The organism is Bradyrhizobium genosp. SA-4 str. CB756, assembly GCF_000473125.1.
GTDB lineage: Bacteria > Pseudomonadota > Alphaproteobacteria > Rhizobiales > Xanthobacteraceae > Bradyrhizobium > Bradyrhizobium arachidis.
On record NZ_KI421499.1, the window covers coordinates 7670436 to 7696336 of the forward strand.

Genomic DNA, 25901 nt, shown 5'->3' on the forward strand with positions numbered 1-25901 from the left:
AATATCAGCGTTCGGCGAGGAAGCTCTGGATGTCTCTAATCATGCTGGCAACGTCTCCCCTCTTGAAGCCGTTGCTGTCCCCATGCGCAGCGCTGTTGCGAATGTCGGCCAACGCTGTGATCTGCTTCTGACGAAGCTTGTTGTAGACGCCAGCCTTAGCCAAATCCGCATTCATCTTGTCGAGCTTCCCGATCGGCAAGTCATTTTCGGCGCACATCTGACGAAGAGTGGTTTCCAGCACAACACCTGCAACGACCGCAGCAGCAGTTTCGTAGCCGGAAGCTAGTAGTTCGGTAGCCTGATCGAGCTCACTGTCAAAGACTTCACTTTGAAGGAGCGTTTTGAGACTGGAAAAATAGCCGCCCTCGAAATCTTCTTTTGCGGCCAATAGCACCGCGCTCAGTCGACGAAATATCTCGTAATTGGTCGTATACATCGTCGGCTCTTCGAGCTTCACGAACTCTCGAAAGTGTTGAGAGGTCTCGCCGCACACAGTGACCAGCAGATGCCGTACCTTTACGGACCAATTGATGAGTGTGTTCTGATCGATACGGTGACCGCCATAAGAAGGACCTTGCTCGTATTTCTTAGAGGCTTCAATAGCGTCCGCTTGCTGGCACAATTCATCAAATCGACGTCCGAAATCCACCCCCATGCGGCCCTCCTAGCTTACGCAAATCTTGGTCAAACACGCGGCTTACTGGAACTTCCGACGCTTGAACGCGGCCACATCCGCGCCCGTGAGCTTGAACCACTCGCCACTGGCTCGCTTGTCATTGAAACGGCGGTGCCAGTGAATGCCGGACTTGCGAGGTACGGAAGCCCTCTTGCTGCTTCAACTTAGAAGATCGGTTTGCCTATCGATCGACATACGCCATTCCGCATATACTTCATACCTTCCGATTTCGAACCGGTCGCGTTCCGGCCAGCATGGTGAGTGGTCTCCATGAAGAAGCTGTACTCTCCAGTTTCTTGATTGATGTATGACTTCATCACCCTGCTTTCGCTCCCTGCGTCGATGGTGCTCGGATAGACAGCTTTGCCGGTACAGATGACGACCCCATTCTTAAGTTCGCAATTTCCGGTGTTCAAGAATGCGGAACCATTGTCCGCCAATTCTCCCTCTCTCAAGCTTAGAGTGGTTGAAAACGTCTTAGGCGACAAAGATTCGATGGTTGGCTTGCTGAGTATAATCGTGAGCTTTCCCTCGCATTTTAGCAGTAGATTTTTCGGCAATTCATCGGCAAGAGCACATACCGTCGAAAAGCATACCAAGATCACGGCTCGCGTCGTGAGCTTGCCCCAAAACCTCATGCACATCAGCGGTTCTCCAATGTCGGGAAAGGCGACGCTCGAAGCTTTCGCAGAACTCATCTACCGCTCCCGCCGACCAACACCCATTGCAAGAAGCGCTCTGTGCGCTCGACGTGAGCCTCAGTCGCAGGCGGCGTGAACTGCAATGTCGAAAGTGCTCCAGCCGCTAAAGGCACTCGGGGAGCCTTGTAGGTGCCTGCGGCTTTCTTTGCTCTCCTGCGTGCCGAACTTGCTTTGCTGTTTCTGTGCTTGGGCAGGAAAGGCTCAACGTGAATTTGAACCGTCTTGCCGAACAGCGGCAACGGGCCTCGATAGTTCTCAACAGCCTCTAAGAGCTTCTGCACCATGTGCCACGCGGTCTTATAGGTTACGCCCAATGCCCGCTCGACCTCTCGCACGGTGACCGGCTTGGGCGACGTGTTGAGCATGTGCGCGGCCCGAAGCCACGCAGCAAGAGGAAGCTTAGACCCCTCAAGCGGAGTGCCAACCGTGACGGTGAATTGCTTCCTGCATTCGGAGCACAGATAGAGACCAGGGCGATGAGACGTGCCGCCTATCTCGGAAACGACAGGACCAGACGCCGCGCAGTGCGGGCATACGGGGCCGGTGGGCCACCTAATGCGCTCCAGAGCCGCCCTACAATCTTCCGCCCGCACGAGACCTCCAAGGTGTTTTGCCTCGTATATACGAAGCAGGCTGGAAGAGCAACTTCTTGTAACGAAGTCAGAGGGATGAGAGTTACAGCGCGTACCTATACACGAAGGGCTCATTATCGGGCTATGGGTCCTGCTGCCGCCCGCCATTCCAAGGACGACCGCTGAAATCGACTTGAAGAACGACAGCTAAAGCCCTTCGCCGTTGTTCGATTGAAACGCGCGCGTCAGACGGCGCTCCAGAGACCTTTATGGCTTTCAATTCAGCGAGATGATCGTTTTCTTGACTACCTTTACAGGAGACCATCACACATCGACTTCACGAAGCCTCACGACTACTTCGGAGCATTCTTCCACGCCTGCATGACACCCACAGAGCTATCCAAGCTCAGGGCGGTCCTCCAGCACGGATGGACCGAAACCGATCTTGCCGAGTTCGCCAGATGGCATACCGGCAGACCCTTCCTCGCCGTGAACAGACGCACGCTCATGGCAGTGATCAACTCGGCATTGCTGCGCGACCGCTTCGCTAAACGGTTCCTCAAGGAACGCGGGCAGCGTCCCATCGCTATGCATGCCTCTCGTCCCTCCGCAGAAATCCCTCACCGCAAAATTGACAACAGCAAATCCTGACAGCACTCGAAAGGCGCCCCAGCTTCTCCGTAGTGTGTGCCCTCACTTCGCTCAACGCGTCATCCTTGGACGGGCCTACGCCAACGGCTGGGACGCTCCAACGCTCATCAAGCTGGCAGGGGCCTTCCCGGCCACCGGCCGCCCCCGGACCAGCCCGTGCAAAGCGGCCTACCATCAAGCCATCATGATCGGCTCAGAGCGCGCCTTCGACGCCTCTCAGCCCTCCAACGCCTATTGGCTTATGTCAAAGGCTCCGGCCGTCGATAGCGATTGGCCGCACTAACTAGCGCTGCTCCAACCAAGGAGCGAAGTGCTGGGGTCTCTGGTAGCTTCTCGGGCAGCGCTTCGGTGTCTGGCTCTTTGTCATCCACCAACACAGGCGGGCAGGCTCACAGCAACGTGCAGCCTTCAAGAGCGGTAAACTGGATTATCCGCATCGGTTGATCCTAGCGGTCGAGGGAGATGGGATTTGGCTATACGCTCAGGTCTCATCTTCTCCAATTCGTCGGCGATGAAAACGACGACTTTAGCCCACTGTGGCGGACGCAAGCGGACATGGGGCAACCTCATGTGATAAATCATGCACGCGGCCGAGTTTGTCGCCGCGCTTGCCAAGCTGCAAAAGGGCCAACCATGGCAAAACCGAAGCTTCGTAATCTCAGCCGTCGCGAATTGTCAGAGGAAGATTATGTAGCGGTCGTAGAGCAACTCGAAGCGCCTGACGTTCCAGACATGGTAGCTGCGATACTTGGTGCCACGCTGGTTGAGCACCAAATCGAGCAAGCGCTTCGCATTCAGTTGAAACACGGAGACGCAAGTACGTGGGGCCGCTTAACCGATCCCACAGGTCCGTTACGCGATTTTAGCTCAAAGATTGCCCTCGGTTACGCGCTTGGCCGCTACGACGAGGAGATAGTTGAGAACCTAAGCATCGTGAAGAATATCAGAAACGCGTTTGCGCATGCACGGACTCTTCTCACCTTTGACCACCCCACTGTCAAAGCGGAGCTAGGGAAGACCAAGCCAATTCGACACGGCAAAAGGACATTAAGCGTCGCAACTTTGGCGATCGGGGTTGAAAAGCGAGCTTACCTAAGTTTGTGCTTTTCCATCTTCATGTACTTCCATCTGAAGCTTGTTCAATCTGTCAAGCGGCGCGAGCGTCACCTCGAAGCGAAACGCGAGGAGCTTCGGTTCTTGGAAGAATTTATTGCGTCTATGAAGGCAGCAAAGCAATCTCGGTCTGGTGGTCGTACAGCGTGAGGTACGTAGGCGACCGCGATCTGCATCAGGAACGACCCTCAGGCTTCCAGCGGGCCGCACTCACGCGTTTAAAGGCTGAAGAGCTGCCGGTAAGGCAGCGTGAGTGCCACTGCGTCGCTGTTCCTGCTAGGACTCACCTTCCAGGCCTCTGAATGGCAACCATAATAATTATCGAATAACTATCGTCAGAACAGCCTCAGGCTTCGCAGCGGGACTCACTGGGGCGTTCTGATGTTGGAGGGCGGGTGGGAGATAGCCGGAGAGCTCAAAACGGCTCTATGGAGTCCCTAGACGCTCCTGAAGCCATGTCTTCTACGATCAAATAAACACACCCCTGAAACCTCTAGAGAGAGGGGTAAGAGCTTGAGGAGTGCATTTGACCTCTCAAGCCTCGCCAGACCTCCAGAGCAGGCACGAGCCCCCCCTCGTTGCCACCAACGTCAATCTCAAACCAACCTCAAGGTCCACCACTCATGACTACCGTTATCGGTATGCACGAGCAGTACGCTCTCGTGCCACCGCTGGAGTTCGTGTCCGCAATGAACGATCATTGGACACAGACGCTCCACATGCCGTCCTCAGGCTCCCTGCGCTCCCTTTGGGAGACGATGGGGAATGTCTTTGAACGATCAATTATCGACAACATCAGCGAGCGTGATGCGCGCTGGAAGGTCCTTCAGCCCCCCACCGGGTCAGGGAAGACACAAGGGGCGTGCCTTTACTCGGCAATGCAGGCGAGGCGCAATCGGGACGCTTTAGCCCACCTCAAGCCTGTGGGTGTGCTCCTCGTGACTCGCCTGATCAAGCAGGCCGACGACCTCGCTGCTCAGGTCAACGCAATGGCGGGGGCGAACGTCGCTGTTGCTCATCACTCAAAGAGCGGAACTGATGCCGATGATATCGGGCGATATGACGTTCTGGTCGTGACACACCAAGCCTTCGTCAATGCTGCTGAGACCTTTGCCGGTGCCGCATGGTCGCGCCTCGTGCAGTGGAACGGAGGTCGTCGGCTCCTGACCATCGTTGATGAGGCGTTAGCCAACGTGGTGGAGGAGAACAAAGTCACGCTGGAGAGCCTTCAGTTTGTCCTTGGCTGTGTGCCCTTTGATGTCGCGCAAGCTCATCCTGACCAAGTCAAGCTCGTCGAAGCGCTCAAAGACGCGTTGGTACAGCAGGCGCAATCTGACACCAACGACGGCACGGCGAAACTGATGTGGAGGGATGGAGGGGCAAGAGAAGCACTAAACGCTCCCCCGGCTGCCATGAAACCTCTGCGTGAGGCCATGCGCAAGGTGAAGTACGATCGGAGGATCAGGGAGGGCAACACCAAGCGCAACATTGCCAAGCTGGTGGACGATACGCTCGCGAGCATCCAAGCTCTCACGGATCGGTGGGCCTACTATGCTCGCATCGGTAAGGACCACTCGCTCAACTCCTCCACGCTCACGGTCTCCTATGCTGTCCCCGGTGCGGTGGTGTTGGATGCGACAGCCAGCCAGAACTTCTTGTGGGAGCTATTCCAAGGCAGAGCACAAATCGAGCCTATCTGTGCCGGTGCTCGCAATTATCGAAACGTGACCCTTCACGTCGCGAGAGCCAAGGGTGTTGGCAAGACCACAATGGAGAAAACATTTGCGGCGCGCTACGCACGCTTGCTGGAAGCGCTTGAAGCACAGTTGGGCTCTGAGAGGTCGTTGTTTGTCTGCGTCCATAAGGACTATGAGCACGCTGCGGAGAGGTTCAAGCATCCCTTCGAGCGCGTCGGCTTCGGCCATTGGGGAGCCGTGGATGGCCGCAACGACTGGAAGGACTATGATACGGCGGTGCTGTTCGGGTTGCCCTATCGCGACCTGATATGGCCCACGAACGTGTTCTTCGCTCTCCAAGGCGTGCAGGACGATGATTGGCTGAAGGCGCCAACGTGGAAGGGTTACACGAACGTCCGCCGCCTGATGCAGCAGCGTCAAATGTCCGTGGAGATTATCCAGGCCATTAACCGCATTAGATGCCGTAAGGTCGTTGACGAGCACGGCGGCTGCAATGCGGCTGAGGTGTTCATTGTCCTTCCCGCCGACAGCATGGGCGATGCCATCCTGACGGACATCAAGGCCGACATGACTGATATCGATGTGGTGCCTTGGTCCTTCGAGATGGATGGTCCGAAAGTGCTGCGACCTCGTGAGGGAAGCGCGCATGCAGGACTGATCACGCTGATGCGGAATACTGAGCCCGGCGAGAATATCCCTATGACCGCCGTGCAGCGCGCTTTGGGGCTGAAGCCAAGGGGCATGGATAAACTGAGGGCAGTTCTGCGTAACGCCTCTCACGCAACTTGCAAGGCTCTACACGAGATTGGCGTGGAGTACGTGTCAGGCAGAGGGCGAGGAGCAAAGAGCTTCCTCGTGAAGCACGAAGCCGCCTAAGGCGGTCGGATCAGACTTGGCCGGTGAGGTCCCGCATGGGGCTTCATCGGTACATTTCGGTCTAACAATAACGTCGCGATCAACCGCGCCGAGCCTGATATCAACAACAGCGCGCACGGAAACCTATCAGGACAGAGAAAAGGCCCCACGGCGAAACCGTGAGGCCCCTCTGTGCTTCGCGGCTTCTGAGCGGCGAAGTGATGGACGAATGGTGTTGATCACCGCTGAGGTGCAGCCCTACGCGGCTTCTTTATCTTCCTCTCCCTCGTACCGGCCACACGCTGCTCCACGAAGGTCTGATGGACCTCCCCGAATGGCACGCCAAACCGCTCCGCAATCTTCTCCAGCGAGCCGCCGACTTGGTTGGCGAGCACGTCAAGTTCTTGGCTGAGCTTCGAAGCGGACTGCATGAGACCTAGCAGCGTCGCGAGGTCTGCAAGCTGCTGAGCAGTGCGGGTGTGGTTGGCGGGTGTGGTTTGAGATTTCTTGCTCATCGTGAAGTCCTTGTTTTATAAGGTTTTATAGGACTTCAGGAGTACTGGCGGAGAGAGTGGGATTCGAACCCACGGTACGGTTTCCCGCACACACGCTTTCCAAGCGTGCGCCTTAAGCCACTCGGCCATCTCTCCGGAGCGCCCTCTCTTGAAGGGGCGCCGATGATTTTGCAAGGGATCGCGGAGAAATCGGGTGAATTTTCCGCAACATATTGTATTTGCACGAGAATATCGCGTGTCACGAGACCGCTCGGAACCACCGAGGGGCTGAACCGGCGGAGGGTTTGGCGCGACGATTCACCTGAGCCCACCAATGACCGCCGGGGACGCCATGACCATCCGCAAGACCATCGCCGCGCTGAGCCTGATTTCGGCCCTTGGCTCAGCCTTTGCCGCACCGGCCCTCGCCCAAGTCTGCACCCGGCAGGGCGTCGACGTCAGCTGCGACGACGGGCGGCGGGGCATCCTGTCGGGCAACGCCATCCTGTGGCCGGACGGGACGCGCTCGAGCTCGACGCCGCATCAGAGCGTGATCATCGGCAACAAGAGCTCGATCCATGTCGGCCCCGGCGTGTTCGTCGGCCAGGGCAAGGGCATGGTGCCGCTGGATGATCCCAACGCGCCGAACAAGCGGCAATGCGCGATCCTGGATGGCGTGTCGTATTGTTATTGAGGTTTTCGTCTTCACCTCTCCCCGCTTGCGGGGAGAGGTCGGATCGCCTTTGCGATCCGGGTGAGGGGGTACAGGTCTCTCGATGGATCTCACATGTGGAGAGAGGCCCCTCACCCCCCGACCCTCTCCCCGTAAGAACGGGGAGAGGGAGGAGAGGCTAAATCAGCCGCACGCCCGAGATCGCCGACTTCAGCCAGCGCAGCGCCTGCGGCGGCTGGGAGACAAGCGGGGCGACTGCGGCCTTCTCGGTCCGGCACTTCTCGAGCTCCGCGACGAAGTCCGCCGACCATTGCTGGATGGTGTGGCCGCGCAGCTTTTTCATCATCGCGTCCCAGCGCATCTTGCGCTCGGTGAGCGGCATCGCGGCGGCGACCGCGATGGCGCGCGCCATGCCGTCGATGTCGTGCGGATTGACCAAGAGCGCGGTGTCGAGCTCGTTGGCGGCGCCGGCGAATTTCGACAGCACCAGCACACCGGGATCGGCCGGGTTTTGCGCGGCGACGTATTCCTTGGCAACCAGGTTCATGCCGTCATGCAGCGGCGTCACCACGCCGACCTGCGCGGTGCGGTAGAGACCGGCGAGCACGGCCTGGCTGAAGCCCTTGTTCAGATAACGGATCGGCGTCCAGTCGACCTCGCCATGGCGGCCGTTGACGTCGGTGACGAGGCGCGCGACCTCGTTCTGGAGATTGCCATAGGCCTCGATGCCGCCGCGTGAGGGGTTGGCGATCTGGAGCAGCGAGATGCTGCGCGAAAACTGCGGCTGCTCGGTCCAGAGCCGGTCGAACGCGCTGATGCGGTTGACGAGGCCCTTGGAATAGTCGAGCCGGTCGACGCCGATCGCAAGCCGCTCGCCGTTGAGGCTGCGGCGCAGCCGCGAGACATCCGGATGCGACGCTGACTTCGCGGCATAGGCTGCGAACTTCTCCGCATCGATACCGATCGGGAAGACCTCGCAGCGGGTGCGGCCGTGCTGCGAAAGCACGATACCATCCTCGACGGCGAGGCCGAGCTCACCGCCGACATAGGAGAGGAAGTTCTGGCGATCCTCCTCGGTCTGGAAGCCGATGAGATCGTAGGCCAGCATCGCCGTGATCAGCTCGCGATGATGCGGCACGCCCTGCATCACCGCGGCGACCGGCCACGGCGTATGCAGGAAGAAGCCGATCGGATCGTCGACGGAAAGATCGCGCAGCTCCGCGCCGAGCGCGAGGAAATGATAGTCCTGCACCCAGAACGCGGTCTTGGGTTTGCGGAAGCGCATCAAGGCGCGCGCCATGAAGGCGTTGACCTCGCGATAGCTGACATAGTCGTCGCGCGAGACGCGGATCAGATCGCTGCGCGAATGCAGCGCCGGCCACAGCGCCGAATTGGCAAAACCTTCGTAATAGCCGCCGTAATGCGCCGCCGGCAGATCCAGCGTCGCAATCGCGCCGGAACCCAGCGCCTCGATCTCGGCAAACGGTTCCTTCTGATGGCCGTCGCGCACACGGCCGGAGGAACCCACCCAGATCGCTCCTGAATGTTCAACAACTGGAAGCAACGCGGCCGCCAAGCCGCCCGTCATGGGCTCGTTGGGCTTGCCGCGCGCGACACGATTTGAAACGACAACCAAGTTCACAGGTCGTCCCCTCCTGTTCATTCCACCCCGTTTAACTGCCGTTCATCAATATGGTTCCTGTCATGATTTCTTCGGATTGAAACCAAAATCGGGCATGCGCGTTGGAACTGGTTTTCCTTGCGGAACCTGAAATTCCACTGCAAAGACAGTATTTGCGACTGATCGCGCAGCACGCATTGCGGCGCGCAATGATACCGCGCCGGGCTTATTGTGTCGGTGACGTGGCGTTGCCTTGGTTTTACCTAAAGCGCGTTCGCGCTTTAGGTAATTTTGAGCATGATGCTTTCGGAAAACCGATCGACACTTTGCGCCAACGCGGCCCTTCGGGTCCGGATCATGCTTTCGGGTCGAGCAGGTGCGCGAGGAACGCGCGCACGTCGCTCGGCGCGTCGAAGTGGCCGTTGACGCCGATGGCGCGGCGGCCGACCGAGAAGGCGAGGCCATTCATATCGGGCATGATCGCGAACACGGTTTCATCCGTGACGTCGTCGCCGATGAAGATCGGGCGGCGTCCCTTGAACGGCTCGTGCTTCATCAGCTCGCGCACGCCGCTCGCCTTGGTGAAGCCCGAATGCTTGATCTCGCAGACGAACTTGCCGGGCAGCACCTCGATCGGCGCATTGGGCAGATCGGCGCGGATCAGCGAGACGGATTCGTAGATCGCCTTCTCCGCATGCGGCGCAAGGCGGTAATGCAGTGCCAGCGAATAGCCCTTGTCCTCGAGCAGGATGCCGGGGCTGAGCTTGGCGATCGCAGCGAGCCGCCGCTTCAGCTCCTTGTCCAGCGGCGGTGCGTGCACGTCGTCCGCTTCGTTGTCGACCGACAGCCGCATCTCGGCGCCGTGACCGGCAACGGCGCGGAAAACATCCGGCGCGAAGATCAGGTCGATGTCGTTGAGCGATCGGCCGCTGACCAGCGCCAGCGCGCCGGAGGTGCGCTCCACCAGCGCTTTGAGCGTCTCCGACAGGCCCGGCGGCACCCACACCTCGCGCGGCGTCGGCATCAGGTCGAGCAGCGTGCCGTCGATGTCGAGCAGGATCGCGGTTTCGCCGAGATGCGGCACGAGCGCATGCGGCACCGGCACGGCGTCGGGAGCTTCATCATCGGCCATGGCGCGCATCTGATCCAGTTCAGCGAGTTCTGATGTCATAGTCTACTCCATGAAGGCGAGCGGCCGCGCAATTTGTTCGAGCGATTTGCGTTCCGCGGAGACGGCATAGCGCCACGCCACGATCGCGGCCGCGATCATCAGGAACGATCCCAGCAGATAGCCGGCGAACACGCTTGTGCGCGATCCCGTGTCGATCAGCGCGCCGAACAGCGCCGGCCCGATCACGCCGCCGATGCCGGTGCCGACCGCATAGAACACCGCGATCGCCAGCGCGCGGACTTCGAGCGGAAACGTCTCGCTGACGGTAAGATAGGCCGCGCTCGCGGCGGGCGAAGCGAAGAAGAAGATCACCATCCAGGCGATGGTCTGTCCCTGCGCGCTCAAGGCGCCGATCGAGAACAGATAGCCCGACAGCGCCAACAGCAGGCCCGACATGCCATAGGTGAACATGATCATGGTGCGGCGGCCGAGCGTATCGAACAGGCGGCCGAGCAGCAGCGGGCCGAGGAAGTTGCCGGCGGCGAAGGGAAGCAGATACCAGCCGACGTGTTCGGCACCAATGCCGTAGAAATCGGTCAGCACCAGCGCGAAGGTGAAGAAGATGGCGTTGTAGAAGAACGCCTGCGCGCTCATCAGCACGAGGCCGACCAGCGCGCGCTGGCGATAGACGAAAAACAGCGTGTGCACGACCTCGCGGATCGGCGTGTGATCGCGCATCTTCAGCCGGATCTTTGCGAAGCGCCCGTCGCTCGCATGCTGGTCATGGCCGATCACCGAGCGTTCGATCTCATCGACGATCGCATGGGCCTGGTCAGGCCGGCCATGGATCATCAGCCAGCGCGGACTTTCCGGGATCCACATCCGCATCAAGAGCACGACGAGGCCGATGGCCGCGCCGATCAGATAGGCGAGGCGCCAGCCGAGATCGGGACCGATCACGGCGGGATCGAGCAGGACGATGGCTGCAACCGCGCCCATTGCTGCGCCGATCCAGAAGCTGCCGTTGATGACCAAATCAGTCCAGCCGCGATAGCGCGCCGGCACCAGCTCCTGGATCGTCGAATTGATCGCGGTATATTCGCCGCCGATGCCGGCGCCGGTGAGGAAGCGGAACACCGCGTAGCTCGCGATATCCCACGACAGCGCGGTCGCGGCCGTCGCGGAGAGATAAAGCGTGAGCGTGATGAAGAACAGCTTCTTGCGGCCGATACGGTCGGTGAGCCAGCCGAAGCCGAGTGCGCCGAGCACCGCGCCGGCGAGATAGGCGGAGTTGGCAATGCCGAGATCGAGATTGGAGAATTGCAGCACCGGGCTCTGCTTCAGCGCGCCGGAGAGCGCGCCGGCCAGCGTCACCTCGAGCCCATCCAGGATCCAGGTGATGCCGAGCGCCAGCACGACGCGGGTATGAAAGCCGCTCCACGGCAGCGCGTCGAGCCGCGAAGGAATGCTGGTCTCGACGATGCGCTCAGTCGCGGCCGCCGCCGAGATCGCAGGTCCATAATTCAACGCTGGGCTCTGCTGCAATTCCATCGCGTTGTTGTCTGACCAATGAAAGCAGCCCCGGTTCACAGGATGTGGACAGGGGCGATGATGGAGCTGGGGCATTCGACCTGCCACCTGCGACAACGTCTGCGGCGAAGGCAGGTTCCCTTGGGAACGGCCGCCAATACCGCCCGTTTCCGATGGAGCCGCAAGGAGTTGACGCATGGCTCATGTCAGAAAGACGACACATTCGCGCAAAACAGCCGGCCACAAGACCGCGCGCCGGAAGACCAGCGCCCGGCGCAGCACCGCGCGCAACAGCACCAAGCGCGCCGCGCCAAAGCGCTGGTCACAGCGCGTGACAAAAGAGAGCGACGCGCTCGACCTCAAACAGGGCGTATTCAAGCTGACCAGCGCGAAGAAGATCGCGGCCTCGCTGAAGCGATCGGCCGAGCACAGCTCGCGCCGCAAGACCGGCGCGTACCGGTCGGCGCTGTCGATGCTGACCTTCTACATCAATCGCGCCGGCAAGACGCTGCCGAAGACGCAGCGCTCGCGGCTGGAGCGTGCGAAGGTGGAGCTGAAGCGGGCGTTCGGGAGGGAGTGAGGTTCGCGCTTCTTGCTCCGCTGTCGTCCCGGACAAGCGCAGCGAAGCGCAGATCCGGACCCATAATCACAGGGAGTGGTTATCGGGCGAGCGGGTAACTCCGAGTCTTCGCCAAACCGCTCCCTGTGGTTATGGGTCCCCGCGTTCGCGGGGACGACAGTGGAGGGTGGCGCTACAGCGGCCTTACGCCGCCCTGATGTTCGCCATGAACCGATCGAGCTCGGCGCGCAGGCGGGTGCTTTCGCTGGAGAGAGATTTGGCCGAGTTCAGCACTTCCTCCGAGGCCGAGCCGGTTTCGGCGGCGCCGCGGTTGACCTGCCCGATGTCGGTGGCCGCGGTCTGGGTGCCCTGCGCCACGGTCTGGACGCTGCGCGCGATTTCCTGCGTCGCGGCGCCCTGCTGCTCGACGGCGCTCGCGATCGAGGTCGAGATCGACGAGATCTGGCCGATGGTCGCACCGATCTCCTTGATCGCAGCGACGGACTCGGCGGTGGCGCCCTGCATGCCGGCGATATGCGAAGAAATCTCGTCGGTGGCCTTGGCGGTTTGGCTCGCCAAAGACTTCACCTCGCTGGCAACCACCGCAAAGCCGCGACCGGCTTCGCCTGCCCGCGCCGCCTCGATGGTCGCATTCAAAGCCAGCAAATTGGTCTGCTCGGCAATCGCCGTGATCAGTTTCACAACTTCGCCGATCTGCTGAGCAGCGTGCGAGAGCTTGCCGATGCGGCCGTCGGTTTCCTTGGCCTGAACCACGGCAGCTTCGGCGATCCGGCTGGAGTCGCGGACCTGGCGGCCGATCTCTTCGACCGAAGCCGAGAGCTCTTCCGTCGCGGTTGCGACCGACTGCATGTTCGAAGAGGCCTGCTCGGAGACGCCGGCGACCTGGCTCGACAGGCTCTGCGTCGTCTCGGCGGTACGGGTGAGCGTCGAGGCTGCCGATTCCAGCTGCACTGCGGAAGACGAGACGTTCGACACGATGGCGCCAACGGCGCTCTCGAAGTCGTCGGCAAAGCGGATCAGCTCGGAGCGGCGGTTCGCTGCCTGCTCCTTGTTCTGGGCTTCGCTGGCGGCGGCGTCGCGCTCGGCCTTGGCCACGGCCTGGACCTTGAACTCCTCGACAGCGCTAGCCATCTCGCCGATCTCGTCCTTACGCCCCAGGCCCGGCAGCACGACATCGAAATTGCCCGAGGCAAGCTCGCGCATCGCCTTGCACATCGCGATCATCGGACGCGAGATGCCATTACCGAGCATCAGGGCGAGCACCGCGCCGACCGCGAGGCCGCCCAGCGCCATCATCAGCATCAACTGCTCGGTCTCGCCGATGGTCGCATTGGCGCTCGCCTCGATCCGCTGCTGATCGGCGGTCAGGTCCGACCGCAAATCGGCCGAAAGCTTGAGGATCGACGCCGCCGACTTGGTCATCTCGCCGTTCGACTTGACGATGATCTTCACATTGTCGGTCAGCTTGGAGAACGAGGTGCGATACTGCTTGAGCAGATTGCCGATCTCGGTGACGCGATCGGTGATCTTCTGGTCGTTGGCATAGATGGAGACCAGCAGAGTCTCCAGGAACTTGATGCGGGCGACGACGCCGTCGGCGTTCTTCGGCTCCGGCTTGGCGACGAAGGCGCTCACCGAGGTGGAGACCGCCAAATATTGCGAGGTGACGTCCTTGGCCGTGGTCTGGACCGACGCAAGGCCTGCCAGTGCAGCCGTGTCGGCGAGATCGTCGAACTTGAAGCGAATCTTGTTGCCGACGCTGTTGAGCTCGTCGGCCGCGATCTTGTTGTTCTCGCGCGTCAGCGTGATGATCTCGCTGAAGATCTTGGCGAAGCGCTGGAACTCGGCCTCGAGCTTGCCGACCTGCTCGCGGCGCGCGGCTCCGGTCGTGGCCGCCATCGACTTGGCGATCGCGCCCCTCAGATTCTCTTCCGCCGCCTTGGCCGCGGTCTCGTCGTCCGCCGCGCCGGTCAGCGTATAGGCCCGCGCCAGCCCCTGATAGGCGATCAGGTCGCGATCCACGGTCCGGGCGAGATCGGCTTCCGATACGCTAGCCCGGTAGGAAGCTACGGCGCCCTGGATCCGCTCGAAGCCGAAATATGCGAAAGCCATGCTGACGGCGAGGATGGCCAGCACCGCCACGAAGCCGAGGATGATTTTTGCGCGAAAGCGCAAGGTGAACAGCTTCGATGAGCTCGGCTTCGACTTGGCAGACATTCCCCCACCCCATTCCATTCGCGGAAAACCAGGCGCAGTCCGGAAGCAGCCCGCTTCCTGACTCATCGGCACGTTACGGGGCAAAGGATAAGCTGTGGTAAATTTGTGCCACCGCAACTGGCGGTTAGGTGTCGCAGGGATGCGCACTCCGCTGTCGTCCCCTCGAACGCGGGGACGACAGCGAAGGGTGGGCGCTATAGAGAGCCTTACGCCGCGCGGATATTCGCCATGAAGCGGTCGAGCTCGGCGCGAAGGCGGGTGCTTTCGGATGAGAGCGACCTGGCCGAGTTCAGCACCTCTTCCGAAGCCGAGCCGGTCTCGGCGGCGCCGCGGTTGACCTGGCCGATGTCGGTGGCCGCGGTCTGGGTACCTTGCGCCACGGTCTGGACGCTGCGGGCGATCTCCTGCGTCGCGGCGCCCTGCTGCTCGACGGCGCTCGCGATCGAGGTCGAGATCGAGGAGATCTGACCGATGGTGGCGCCGATCTCCTTGATCGCCGCGACCGATTCGGCGGTGGCGCCCTGCATGCCCGCAATGTGCGAGGAGATCTCGTCGGTCGCCTTCGCAGTCTGGCTCGCCAGCGACTTCACTTCGCTGGCAACGACGGCAAAGCCGCGGCCGGCTTCACCGGCCCGCGCTGCCTCGATCGTCGCATTCAAAGCCAGAAGATTGGTCTGCTCGGCAATCGCGGTGATCAGCTTGACGACTTCGCCGATCTGCTGGGCGGCATGGGAGAGCTTGCCGATGCGGCCGTCGGTTTCCTTGGCCTGAACCACGGCAGCTTCGGCGATGCGGCTGGAGTCGCGGACCTGGCGGCCGATCTCTTCGACCGAAGCCGAGAGCTCTTCCGTCGCGGTTGCGACTGACTGCATGTTCGAAGAGGCCTGCTCGGAGACGCCGGCGACCTGGCTCGACAGGGTCTGCGTGGTCTCGGCGGTCCGGGTCAGCGTGGACGCCGCCGATTCCAATTGCACGGCCGAGGAGGACACGTTGGAGACGATCGCGCCGACCGCGCTCTCAAAGTCGTCGGCAAAGCGGATCAGCTCGGAGCGACGTGCGGCGGCTTGCTCCCGGTTCTGGGCGTCGCTCGCGGCGGCGTCGCGCTCGGCCTTGGCCACCGCCTGAACCTTGAATTCTTCCACGGCGCCCGCCATCTCACCGATCTCGTCCTTGCGCCCCAGCCCGGGCAGGACGACGTCGAAATTGCCCGAGGCAAGCTCGCGCATCGCCTTGCACATCGCGATCATCGGACGCGAGATGCCGGTGCCGAGCAGGAAGGCGAGGACCGCACCCAGCAGTGTGCCGCCGACGGCCAGCATCAGCACCAGTTGCTCGGTCTTCCCGATGGTTGCTTCCGATTCCGAATCCAGCCGCTGCTGCTCGGCGACGAGATCCGCCTTCATGGCGGTGGCGCCTTGCAGGATCGCGCCGGCTGAACCGCTCATCTCGGTGACGAGCTCGTCGACTAACTTGGCGTTGGCGATCAGCTTCTCCAACGCTTCGCGATAGGCGACCAGGATGGTCTTGGCGTCCTTCAGGCCGGCGACGATCTTGTCGTCCATGGAATAGACCGCGCCGAGCGAGTTCTCGACGAATTTCAGCCGCGCCAGCGCGCTGGTCGCGATCGCCTGGTCGGACGTCAGCACGAAATTGGTGGCCGCGGCGCTCGCGGTCTGAAACTGGGCGTTGACCTGCTTGGTGCCGAACTCGATCGACTGCGCCTCGGAATCGGAGGCATTGTTGCCGATATCGTCGAGCTTGTACTTCAGGAGATTCGCTTGGCGCGTCAGTTGGTTCTGCACCAGCAGCGCACTGTCGCGCTTGGCCTGGAGCACCTTGGCGAAGGTCGCGGAGAAATTCGAAAACTCCTTGGCCAGCTTGGAGAGGCTCTCCTGCCGCGCCGGCGTCTTGGCGCCCTTGACGGCCTGATCGATGGCGCTCTTCAGGCTGGCTTCAGCGTCCAGCGTCGCCTTGGCGTCGTCTTCCTTGCCGGTGACGACGAAATATTTGACCGCCGAACGGTAGCCGAGCAGCTCGCGGTCGATGTTGCGGGCAAGGTCCGCCTCCGAAACGCTGGTGCGGTAGGACCCGACCCCGGCCGACACCCGCTCGAAGCCGAAATAGGAGAAGGCCATGCTGCCGGCGGAGATCACCAGGACGGCGGCGAAGCCGAGGATGATCTTGGCGCGGAACCGGAGGGTCGGAAAGATTGTGCGCTTAGACGGCGACGCGATACGCCCGGACATTCCAACCCCCATTTATTCTATTCAGCCGCGATCCGGAGGCGCCCCGCCCCCCGACCTGGATGCGCAAAACTAAGGCAGAATCGATAAGGGGCGGTAAATTCGGCACGCCTGCGCAAGGCGGACTTGATCGGCCAGAGGCCGACCGGTGGGATGACGGCTGGCATCCCACGCGGCCAGCCGGTCCGGCCACAGAATCCCCGACCCGCCCGCACAAGTCGTTGCGGCCACGGCGGGATCGATGACCTTTCCATGACCGGGGCGACCAAAATCCCAGTTGCAAAGTCCGGACGCCGCTGTCTCTAATTAGAAACAATCAAAATCATCCCGGGAGGACTACAACCGTGTCTACAGTCAAACTGACGGTGAACGGCAAGGCCGTCGCTGTCGACGTCGAGGATCGCACGCTGCTGGTCCATCTGCTGCGCGATCACCTCAATCTCACGGGAACCCATGTCGGCTGCGACACCAGCCAGTGCGGCGCCTGCGTCGTCCACATGGACGGCCGTGCGGTGAAGTCCTGCACCATGCTGGCGGGTCAGGCCGACGGCGCCAACGTCACCACCATCGAAGGCATCGCCAAGGGCGACGAGCTGCACCCGATGCAGGCCGCCTTCCGCGACAATCACGGCCTGCAGTGCGGCTATTGCACGCCGGGCATGATCATGTCGGCGATCGACATCGTGCACCGCCATGGCGGTCAGCTCGACGAGGCCACAGTCCGCCAAGAGCTCGAAGGCAATATCTGCCGCTGCACCGGCTACCACAACATCGTCAAGGCCGTGCTGGATGCAGCCGGACGCATGAAGGTCTCGCAGGCGGCCGAGTAAAGCGGCCCGCCTCGAATAAAGAACCACCGCTGCTGCTTTCGAGGGAAAGCGCAGTCAAAACAATTCCGGTCGGGAGGACCAGACATGGGTGTTGAAGGCATCGGCGCGCGCGTCGTGCGCAAGGAAGACAAGCGTTTCATTACCGGCAAGGGCCGGTACGTGGACGATATCAAGCTGACGGGCATGACCCATGCCCATTTCATCCGCAGTCCGCATGCGCACGCCAAGGTGCGGAAGATCGACTCGTCCGCCGCGCTGAAGATGCCGGGCGTGGTCGCGGTGCTCACCGGGCAACAGCTGGTCGATGACAAGGTCGGCAACCTGATCTGCGGCTGGGCCATCACCTCCAAGGACGGCAGCCCGATGAAGATGGGCGCATGGCCGGCGATGGCGCCGGAGACGGTACGCTTCGTCGGCCAGGCCGTCGCGGTCGTGATCGCCGACAGCAAGAATCTCGCACGCGACGCGGCCGAATCCGTGGTCGTGGACTACGAAGAGCTGCCGGCCGTCGCCGACATGCAGTCGGCCATCAAGGCTGGCGCACCGCAGCTCCACCCCGAGGCACCCGGCAACCAGGTCTATGACTGGGTGATCGGCGACGAGGGCGCGGTCAGCGCCGCCTTCTCGAAGGCTGCCAACGTGGTCAAGCTCGACGTCACCAACAACCGCCTCGCGCCGAACGCGATGGAGCCGCGCGCGGCGATCGCCGACTATGACGCGGCGGAAGAGCACTTCACTCTTTATACGACCTCGCAGAACCCGCACGTCGCCCGCCTCGTGCTGTCGGCATTCTACAACATCGCCCCCGAGCACAAGCTGCGCGTGATCGCCCCCGACGTCGGCGGCGGCTTCGGCTCGAAGATCTTCATCTATCCCGAAGAGATGGTGGCGCTGTGGGCCTCGAAGAAGGTCGGCCGTCCCGTCAAATGGACGGGTGACCGCACCGAGGCCTTCCTCACCGACGCGCATGGCCGTGACCATGTGACCCATGCCGAGATGGCGTTCGATGCCAATAACAAGATCATCGGGTTGAAGGTGAAGACCTACGCCAATTTCGGCGCCTACATGTCGCTGTTCTCCTCGTCAGTGCCGACCTATCTCTACGCGACGCTGCTGTCGGGCCAGTACAACATCCCGGCGATCCACGCCGAGGTGATCGGGGTCTACACCAACACCACGCCGGTCGATGCCTATCGCGGCGCTGGCCGCCCCGAGGCGAGCTATCTGATCGAGCGTCTGATGGAGACGGCCGCTCGGCAGCTGAACGTCGATCCGGCCCAGTTGCGCCGGACCAACTTCATCACCCAGTTCCCGCACCAGACGCCTGTGATCATGGCCTATGACACCGGCGACTTTAACGCCTCGCTCGATGCGGCGATGAAGGCGATCGACTATGCCGGCTTTGCCGCGCGCAAGGCGCAAGCAAAGTCGCAGGGCAAGCTGCGCGGCATCGGCGTGTCCTGCTACATCGAGGCCTGCGGCATCGCGCCGTCCAAGGCGGTCGGCAGCCTGGGCGCCGGCGTCGGCCTGTGGGAATCCGCAGAAGTGCGCGTCAACCCGGTCGGCACCATCGAGATCCTCACGGGCTCGCACAGCCACGGCCAGGGCCACGAGACGACGTTCTGCCAGCTCGTCGCCGATCGCCTCGGCGTTCCGATCAGCCAGGTCTCGATCGTGCATGGCGACACCGACAAGGTGCAGTTCGGCATGGGCACCTACGGCTCGCGCTCCGCAGCCGTCGGCCTCACCGCGATCCTGAAGGCCATGGAGAAGATGGAATCCAAGGCCAAGAAGATCGCCGCGCATGCGCTGGAAGCGTCGGAAGCCGACATCGTCATCGAGAATGGCGAGTTCAAGGTGACCGGCACCGACAAGGCGATCGCCTTCCCGATGGTCGCGCTTGCGGCCTACACCGCGCACAACCTGCCTGACGGGATGGAGCCGGGCCTGAAGGAAAGCGCCTTCTACGACCCGACCAACTTCACCTTCCCGGCCGGCGCCTATATCTGCGAGCTCGAGGTCGATCCCGGCACGGGCAAGACCTCCTTCGTCAACTTCGTCGCGGCCGACGATTTCGGCCGGCTGATCAACCCGATGATTGTCGAAGGCCAGGTCCATGGCGGCCTCGCGCAAGGCATCGGGCAGGCGCTGCTCGAGCACGCCATCTACGATGCCAACGGCCAGCCGGTCACGGCCTCGTTCATGGATTACTCCATGCCGCGCGCCGACGATCTGCCCTCGTTCAACCTCTCCCACACCACGACGCTGTGCCCGGGCAATCCCTTGGGCATCAAGGGTTGCGGTGAGGCCGGCGCGATCGGCGCCTCCGCGGCCGTGATCAACGCGATTACGGATGCGATCGGCAAGAACAATCTGGAAATGCCCGCAACCCCTGACCGGGTGTGGCGCACGATCCACGCGGCTTAAGGGAGGAACGAACATGTACCAGACCACCTATCATCGCGCCTCCTCGGTCGACGAAGCCGCCAGTCTGTTCGGCAAGGGCAGCGAGGCAAAATTCCTCGCCGGCGGCCAGACGCTGCTGCCGGTGATGAAGCAGCGCCTCGCGGGGCCCTCCGACCTGATCGACCTCGGCAAGATCAAGGAGCTGATCGGTGTCGAGGCCGCCGGCGACACGCTGACCATCAAGGCCGCCACGCCGCATTACGATGTGGCGACCAGCGATGTCGCGAAGAAGGCGATCCCCGCGCTCGCCTATCTGGCGTCGCTGATCGGCGATCCCGCCGTGCGGTATCGCGGCACGATCGGCGGCTCGATCGCCAACAACGATCCCGCCGCGGATTACCCGGCCGCATTGCTCGCGCTCGGCGCCACCGTGAAGACCAACAAGCGGTCGATTGCGGCGGAGGATTTCTTCAAGGGCCTGTTCACCACGGCACTTGAAGACGGCGAGATCATCACCGCCGTGTCGTTCCCGGTTCCGGCGAAAGCGGGCTATGCCAAGATGCGGCACCCTGCCTCACGCTTCGCGCTGACCGCCGTGTTCGTCGCGCAGACGAAATCTGGCGAGATCCGCGTCGCCGCCACCGGCGCCTCGCAGAGCGGCGTGATGCGGGTTGGCGCCATCGAAGCCGCGCTGAAGGCGAACTGGTCGCCGTCCGCACTCGACAGCGTCAGCATCCCCGCGAGCGGACTATTGGCCGACATCCACGGCACGGCGGAGTACCGCGCCAACCTCGTCAAGGTGATGGCGCAGCGCGCGGTAGCTGCGGCCGGGTGACACTCGCGCTCTAGCGCCTCGACACAAATTTTCCGCGGCGCGCAGAAATGCGCGCCGCTTTTATTATGCGCCCATGCGTGAAAAGCGCTTGCCTCGCTGGCGTGAAGGCGAGAAAAGTTAATCAGCCAATTAACTCGCCCCCAAGAGCAACGTCGGAGGCGCTTGCCGGACCACCGGCATTTGCCCGCGACCCGAGGAAACAAAAACGTGCTCGATAAGCCAGCCCAGAACACATCCGTCCGCACCTCCGGCCCGCTGTCGGGCTTCCGCGTCGTCGAATTCGCCGGCATCGGGCCCGGCCCGTTCGCCTGCATGATGCTGGCCGACATGGGCGCCGATGTCGTGACGCTCGACCGCGTCGGCGCCAGGAAGAGCATGAAGTCGGTGGCCGGCCGCGGCCGCAAGGTGATCGAGCTCGACCTCAAGGACAAGGCGGCGATCGCGCAAGTGCTCGACCTGCTCGCCAGCGCCGATGCGCTGGTCGAGGGCTTTCGTCCTGGCGTGATGGAGCGGCTCGGGCTCGGCCCCGATGTGGTGCTCGCACGCAATCCAAAACTCGTCTACGGCCGCATGACCGGCTGGGGCCAGGAAGGCCCGCTCGCCAACGCGGCCGGCCATGACATCAACTACATCTCCATCACCGGCGCGCTCGCCGCGATCGGCACCAAGGAAGCGCCGGTGCCGCCGCTCAACCTCGTCGGCGATTTCGGCGGCGGCGCGCTCTATCTCGTCGTCGGCGTGCTCGCCGCGCTGCTGGAAGCGCAGAAATCCGGCAAGGGACAGGTGGTGGACGCCGCGATGTGCGATGGCGCAGCATCGCTGATGTCGTTCTTCTTCGACATGACGACGCTCGGCCGCTGGACCGAAGGGCGTAACCAGAACTTCCTCGATGGCGGCGCACATTTCTATGGCGTCTACGAATGCGCCTGCGGCCACTTCGTCTCGATCGGCTCGATCGAGCCGCAGTTCTACGCGCTGCTGCGCGAGCACGCGGGCCTGACTGACGCAGATTTCGACGCGCAGATGAATCCCAAGGCCTGGCCGGCGCTGAAGGAGAAGCTGAAGGCCGTGTTCAAGAGCAAGACGCGCGAGGACTGGTGCAGGATCATGGAAGGCACCGACATCTGCTTTGCGCCAGTGCTGACCATGTCGGAAGCGACGCAGCATCCGCACATGGTGGCGCGCGAGGTCTTTCTCGAGCGCCACGGCGTGAAGCAGCCTGCGCCCGCGCCGAGATTCTCACGCACGCCGTCGGCGGTGCGTGAGCCGGAGGGTGCGGAGATCAGTGCGGTGACGGCCGCGTGGAAGCGATAGGTCTAGCCCCGGCAAAGATCGCGTAGGGTGGGCAAAGGCGCGAAGCGCCGTGCCCACGTTCTTTCCGCAATTCGATAAAGGTGGTGGGCACGCTCCGCTTTGCCCACCCTACGACACTGGGGTTATGGGTCCCCGCCTTCGCGGGGACGACACCGGTGATGTAGGCGCAGCTCGCGCCTAACGCGGCGCCCTACGCCGCGTTACCCACCTTCAACACCCCGCGCCGGATCTGGTCCTCCTCGATCGACTCGAACAGGGCCTTGAAATTGCCCTCGCCAAAGCCGTCGTCGCCCTTGCGCTGGATGAATTCGAAGAAGATCGGGCCGATCGCGTTCGCCGAGAAGATCTGCAGCAGCACCTTGGTCTGGCCGCCATCGACCACGCCTTCGCCGTCGATCAGGATGCCGTTCCGCTGCAACCGTACGACGTCTTCGCCGTGCTTGGGCAGGCGTGCGTCGATCTTCTCGAAATAGGTCTCTGGCGGCGACGGCATGAAGGGCAGGCCGGCGGCGCGCAGGCCTTCGATCGTGCCGTGGATCTCGCGGCAGCCGCAGGCGATGTGCTGTATGCCTTCGCCGCGGTAGGTTTTCAGATATTCCTCGATCTGCCCGGAATCGCCGGCGTCCTCGTTGATCGGAATCCGGATCTTGCCGTCCGGGCTGGTCAGCGCCCGCGAGAACAGGCCGGAGGCGCGGCCCTCGATGTCGAAGAAGCGGATCTGGCGGAAGTTGAACAGCTTTTCGTAGAAGCCGGCCCAGACATCCATGCGGCCGCGATGGACGTTGTGGGTGAGGTGGTCGAGATAGAACAGGCCGGCGCCATGGGGCTGCGGATCGCGCGCGCCGAGCCATTCGAACTCGGCATCATAGGCCGAGCCCTTGGCGCCGTAGCGATCGACGAGATAAAGCAGGCTGCCGCCGATGCCCTTGATCGCGGGCACATCGAGCGTCTTCTGCGCCGATGACACACCGGCGGGCTCGGCTCCGAGCGCAATCGCGCGGTCATAGGCCGCCTTGGCATCGACAACGCGGAACGCCATCGACGGCGCACAGGGGCCGTGGGCAGCCACGAACTCGTAGCCATGGGTGCCGGGCTCCTCATTGACGAGATAGTTGATGTCGCCCTGGCGATAGACCGTGATCTTCTTGGTCTTGTGGCGCGCCACGGGCGCATAGCCCATCAGCTTGAACAGCGCGTGCAGCTCTTCCGGATTGGGATGGGCGTATTCGACGAACTCGAACCCGTCGGTGCCCATCGGATTGTCGGCGGTGATAGTGGCCGGCGGTGCATCGTGCGGAAACGGACCCATGGTGTTCTCCCAAATGGCGGCTAGAGAGGAACTATCCTTCATCGGACGCGCAAGGAGCGTGCAAACGAGACAGGATTTGGCTATCTTATGCACGATCCGTGCATAAAATGGACAAACGACGCATGATTTCCGTGGACGCCTTCGACCTCAAGATCCTGACCGCGCTCCAGGACGACGGCCGCCTCACCAACCAGGAGCTCGCCGAGCTCGCAGGCCTGTCGGCCTCGCAATGCTCGCGGCGGCGGATGCGGCTGGAGGAGGAGAAGGTGATCGCAGGCTATCACGCGGACCTCTCCAGCGAGGCGCTCGGCTTCGGCGTGATCGCCTTCATCCAGGTGGGGCTTGCGACCCATTCGCCGGACAATTCAAAGCGCTTCCGTGCGCTGGTGAATCGCATCGACGAGATCCAGGAGGCCTATTCGCTCACGGGCGATGCCGACTACGTGCTCAAGGCCGTGCTGCGTGATCTCAAGGGCCTTTCCAACCTCGTGAACGACGTGCTGATGCCGCACCAGAGCGTCGCGCATGTGCGCTCCTCGATCGTGCTCGATCGTCTCAAGGAGAGCTCAAAGCTGCCGCTCAAGGAGATCAAGCCCGGCTGAAATCGAGGGAACTACGGCATTCGCGCTACGCGCGCGATCTGCGATGATCGGCCAGCTTGCGGAGATTTAGTCATGGCCCTCCAGCTTCGACCGAACTGCGAATATTGCGACCGCGACCTGCCGCCTGATGCAACGGACGCGCGGATCTGCTCCTATGAATGCACGTTCTGCGCGGACTGCGTTGAGACCAAGCTCTCCAACGTCTGCCCGAATTGCGGCGGCGGTTTTGCTCCGCGCCCGATCAGGCCGACGCAGGAATGGCGGCCGGGCGTGTGCACGAGCAAGCAGGCGCCGTCCGACAAGCGGGTGCATTTGAAATACAGCGTGGAGGATGTCGCGGCGCATTGTGCGCGGGTAAAGGACGTGGCGCCGGAGAAACGATAGGTCTCGTAGGGTGGGCAAAGCGAAGCGTGCCCACCACACAAGCAGATGGTGGGCACGGCGCTCTCGCGCCTTTGCCCACCCTACGACACCGGAGCGCGCTACGAGACTGCACGCGCAGCCATTACTCCGCCGCCAGAATCGTCCCCTCGACCTCGCCGAACCCGACGCGGTAGCCGTTGCCCTGGCACCAGCCGCGCATCACGAGGCTGTCGCCGTCTTCGAGGAACGAACGCTTGGCGCCACCGGGCAGCTCGGCCGGCTCGGTGCCGTTCCAGCTGATCTCGAGCAGGCTGCCGCGCTGGTTCTTCTGCGGGCCGGAGATGGTGCCGCTGCCGAGGAGATCGCCGACATTCATGGCGCAGCCGGAGGAGGCGTGGTGCATCAACTGCTGCACCGAGGACCAGTACATGTATTTGAAATTGGTGCGGCTGATGCTGGCAGGCGCGTTGGCACCGGCGGCGCGCAAGGAGACGTCGAGCTCGACATCGTAGTTCTGTGGCCCCGCCTGCTTGAGATAATCCAGCGGCACGGGCTCCTGCTCCGGCCCGTTCAGGCGGAACGGCTCCAGCGCCTCGCGTGTCACCACCCACGGACTGATCGAGGTCGCGAACGCTTTCGCGAGGAACGGCCCGAGCGGGACATACTCCCATTGCTGGATGTCGCGCGCGCTCCAGTCGTTGAGCAGCACGAAGCCGAAGATCATCTCTTCGGCCTGGCTCTCCGTGAGCATGCCGCCCATCGGCGAAGGCTGACCGACCACGACGCCCATCTCCAGCTCGAAATCGAGCCGCTTGCACGGACCGAAGCTCGGCACGTCCACATTCGGCGGCTTCAGCTGCCCGCGCGGGCGCTTCACCTTGGTGCCGGAGACCACGACGGTGGAGGCGCGGCCGTTATAGGCGATCGGCATGTGCAGCCAGTTCGGCTGCAACGCATTGTCCTTGCCGCGGAACATCACGCCGACATTGGTGGCGTGCTCCTTCGAGGAATAGAAGTCGGTGTAGCCGGACACTGCGAACGGCAGATGCAATCTTGCATCTCGCATCGGCACCAGCGCCTGCTTCCGCAGCTCCTCGTTGTCGCGCAGCTCGGGATAATCCGCACGCAACAGCTCGCTGATGCGCGCGCGCGTCCTGGTCCAGACTTTCGGTCCGAGCGCCATGAAGGAATTGAGCGAGGGCCCGGAGAACACGCCGAGCAGCCCGACGTCGAGTCGCGAATCCTGCTCGAGCTCCCAGAGATCGAGCACGTAATTGCCGATGGCGACGCCAACCCGCGGCGTCGGATTGGCCGCGGTCGAGAACACGCCATAGGGCAGGTTCTGGATCGGGAAATCGGAGGCGGGATCGACCTCGATGAAGGAGCGGAGGCTGGGGTCGTTGGGGTGGGGCATTGGTTTCCTGCCGGATTTTTTGAAACTCTCTCCGCCGTCATTCCGGGGCGCGCGGAGCGCGAGCCCGGAATCCATACTCACGCTCGTGGTTATG

General features: G+C 62.4%; 22 protein-coding genes, 1 tRNA gene and 1 pseudogene. 10 read left to right on the forward strand and 14 right to left on the reverse strand.

The annotated features are described in order from the left end of the window. Window positions 1-4 precede the first annotated feature (4 nt). The 5 genes and pseudogenes from BRAGE_RS57350 to BRAGE_RS58110 all read right to left on the reverse strand — a co-directional run. On the reverse strand, window positions 5-655 hold the full coding sequence (locus BRAGE_RS57350) for a hypothetical protein (RefSeq protein WP_027563529.1): 651 nt from the start codon (window positions 653-655) through the stop codon (window positions 5-7). A gap of 42 nt (window positions 656-697) precedes the next feature. Beyond that, window positions 698-799 (reverse strand): GIY-YIG nuclease family protein, encoded by a 102-nt coding sequence (locus BRAGE_RS57805; RefSeq protein WP_347336538.1) that lies wholly within the window; start codon window positions 797-799, stop codon window positions 698-700. Window positions 800-840: 41 nt separating this feature from the next. Continuing rightward, window positions 841-1374, reverse strand: coding sequence for a hypothetical protein (locus BRAGE_RS0137120; RefSeq protein ID WP_027563530.1), 534 nt, complete (start codon window positions 1372-1374; stop codon window positions 841-843). Further along, window positions 1371-1742 (reverse strand): hypothetical protein, encoded by a 372-nt coding sequence (locus tag BRAGE_RS57355; RefSeq protein ID WP_027563531.1) that lies wholly within the window; start codon window positions 1740-1742, stop codon window positions 1371-1373. Before BRAGE_RS57355 ends, BRAGE_RS0137120 begins: the two co-directional genes overlap by 4 nt. Before the next feature lie 84 nt (window positions 1743-1826). After that, a pseudogene (locus tag BRAGE_RS58110) lies at window positions 1827-2117 on the reverse strand (transposase); the annotation flags it as partial. A 1116-nt stretch (window positions 2118-3233) separates the two neighbouring features. On the opposite strand from BRAGE_RS58110, the gene BRAGE_RS0137135 reads away from it, so the two are divergent. Together BRAGE_RS0137135 and BRAGE_RS0137140 are read left to right on the forward strand one after the other, a co-directional pair. Continuing rightward, window positions 3234-3863, forward strand: a complete 630-nt coding sequence (locus tag BRAGE_RS0137135) for a hypothetical protein (protein WP_028146485.1) — start codon at window positions 3234-3236, stop codon at window positions 3861-3863. A 473-nt stretch (window positions 3864-4336) separates the two neighbouring features. Further along, window positions 4337-6286, forward strand: a complete 1950-nt coding sequence (locus BRAGE_RS0137140) for a hypothetical protein (RefSeq protein ID WP_231164179.1) — start codon at window positions 4337-4339, stop codon at window positions 6284-6286. 218 nt (window positions 6287-6504) lie between these two features. On the opposite strand, the gene BRAGE_RS0137145 is transcribed toward BRAGE_RS0137140, so the two are convergent. Both BRAGE_RS0137145 and BRAGE_RS0137150 read right to left on the reverse strand, forming a co-directional pair. Further along, window positions 6505-6780 (reverse strand): hypothetical protein, encoded by a 276-nt coding sequence (locus BRAGE_RS0137145; protein ID WP_027563535.1) that lies wholly within the window; start codon window positions 6778-6780, stop codon window positions 6505-6507. A 45-nt stretch (window positions 6781-6825) separates the two neighbouring features. Next, a tRNA-Ser gene (locus BRAGE_RS0137150) sits at window positions 6826-6915 on the reverse strand. A 196-nt stretch (window positions 6916-7111) separates the two neighbouring features. Between BRAGE_RS0137150 and BRAGE_RS0137155 the strand changes: the two genes are divergently transcribed. Beyond that, on the forward strand, window positions 7112-7453 hold the full coding sequence (locus BRAGE_RS0137155; protein WP_027563536.1) for a hypothetical protein: 342 nt from the start codon (window positions 7112-7114) through the stop codon (window positions 7451-7453). 157 nt (window positions 7454-7610) lie between these two features. Here the strand turns inward: BRAGE_RS0137155 and BRAGE_RS0137160 are convergent, their stop codons facing one another. The 3 genes from BRAGE_RS0137160 to BRAGE_RS0137170 form a co-directional block, all read right to left on the reverse strand. Further along, entirely contained in the window at window positions 7611-9074 is a 1464-nt protein-coding gene (locus BRAGE_RS0137160; protein WP_027563537.1) for a trehalose-6-phosphate synthase, read from the reverse strand. 334 nt (window positions 9075-9408) lie between these two features. After that, the gene (gene otsB / locus BRAGE_RS0137165; RefSeq protein WP_027563538.1) at window positions 9409-10224 is read right to left on the reverse strand and encodes a trehalose-phosphatase; all 816 of its coding nucleotides are present in this window, start codon (window positions 10222-10224) and stop codon (window positions 9409-9411) included. 3 nt (window positions 10225-10227) lie between these two features. After that, on the reverse strand, window positions 10228-11715 hold the full coding sequence (locus tag BRAGE_RS0137170) for an MFS transporter (protein ID WP_027563539.1): 1488 nt from the start codon (window positions 11713-11715) through the stop codon (window positions 10228-10230). Between the two features lie 175 nt (window positions 11716-11890). Here BRAGE_RS0137170 and BRAGE_RS53825 point away from each other — a divergent pair, with 175 nt between their 5' ends. Then, window positions 11891-12274, forward strand: coding sequence for a DUF3175 domain-containing protein (locus BRAGE_RS53825; protein ID WP_027563540.1), 384 nt, complete (start codon window positions 11891-11893; stop codon window positions 12272-12274). Window positions 12275-12457: 183 nt separating this feature from the next. On the opposite strand, the gene BRAGE_RS0137180 is transcribed toward BRAGE_RS53825, so the two are convergent. Next, window positions 12458-14491 carry a methyl-accepting chemotaxis protein gene (locus BRAGE_RS0137180; RefSeq protein WP_027563541.1) on the reverse strand — a complete coding sequence of 678 codons (2034 nt, stop codon included), beginning with the start codon at window positions 14489-14491 and terminating at the stop codon, window positions 12458-12460. 206 nt (window positions 14492-14697) lie between these two features. Next, window positions 14698-16737 carry a methyl-accepting chemotaxis protein gene (locus BRAGE_RS0137185; protein WP_027563542.1) on the reverse strand — a complete coding sequence of 680 codons (2040 nt, stop codon included), beginning with the start codon at window positions 16735-16737 and terminating at the stop codon, window positions 14698-14700. A gap of 341 nt (window positions 16738-17078) precedes the next feature. On the opposite strand from BRAGE_RS0137185, the gene BRAGE_RS0137190 reads away from it, so the two are divergent. The 4 genes from BRAGE_RS0137190 (at window position 17079) to BRAGE_RS0137205 (ending at window position 22119) form a co-directional block, all read left to right on the forward strand. Further along, window positions 17079-17564: a (2Fe-2S)-binding protein gene (locus tag BRAGE_RS0137190; RefSeq protein ID WP_027563543.1), complete on the forward strand. Its 486-nt coding sequence runs from the start codon at window positions 17079-17081 to the stop codon at window positions 17562-17564. A gap of 84 nt (window positions 17565-17648) precedes the next feature. Further along, entirely contained in the window at window positions 17649-19991 is a 2343-nt protein-coding gene (locus tag BRAGE_RS0137195; RefSeq protein ID WP_027563544.1) for a xanthine dehydrogenase family protein molybdopterin-binding subunit, read from the forward strand. 13 nt (window positions 19992-20004) lie between these two features. Then, complete coding sequence (locus BRAGE_RS0137200) at window positions 20005-20805, forward strand: FAD binding domain-containing protein (protein ID WP_027563545.1); 801 nt, start codon at window positions 20005-20007, stop codon at window positions 20803-20805. Between the two features lie 207 nt (window positions 20806-21012). After that, window positions 21013-22119 (forward strand): CaiB/BaiF CoA transferase family protein, encoded by a 1107-nt coding sequence (locus tag BRAGE_RS0137205; protein WP_027563546.1) that lies wholly within the window; start codon window positions 21013-21015, stop codon window positions 22117-22119. A 190-nt stretch (window positions 22120-22309) separates the two neighbouring features. Here BRAGE_RS0137205 and hppD read toward each other — a convergent pair whose 3' ends face one another. Next, complete coding sequence (gene hppD, locus BRAGE_RS0137210) at window positions 22310-23428, reverse strand: 4-hydroxyphenylpyruvate dioxygenase (protein ID WP_027563547.1); 1119 nt, start codon at window positions 23426-23428, stop codon at window positions 22310-22312. Window positions 23429-23550: 122 nt separating this feature from the next. On the opposite strand from hppD, the gene BRAGE_RS0137215 reads away from it, so the two are divergent. Both BRAGE_RS0137215 and BRAGE_RS0137220 read left to right on the forward strand, forming a co-directional pair. After that, window positions 23551-24030: an Lrp/AsnC family transcriptional regulator gene (locus BRAGE_RS0137215; RefSeq protein WP_027563548.1), complete on the forward strand. Its 480-nt coding sequence runs from the start codon at window positions 23551-23553 to the stop codon at window positions 24028-24030. A 72-nt stretch (window positions 24031-24102) separates the two neighbouring features. Further along, window positions 24103-24414: a DUF1272 domain-containing protein gene (locus BRAGE_RS0137220; protein ID WP_027563549.1), complete on the forward strand. Its 312-nt coding sequence runs from the start codon at window positions 24103-24105 to the stop codon at window positions 24412-24414. Between the two features lie 121 nt (window positions 24415-24535). Here the strand turns inward: BRAGE_RS0137220 and fahA are convergent, their stop codons facing one another. Further along, window positions 24536-25807: a fumarylacetoacetase gene (gene fahA, locus BRAGE_RS0137225; protein WP_027563550.1), complete on the reverse strand. Its 1272-nt coding sequence runs from the start codon at window positions 25805-25807 to the stop codon at window positions 24536-24538. Window positions 25808-25901 lie beyond the last annotated feature (94 nt).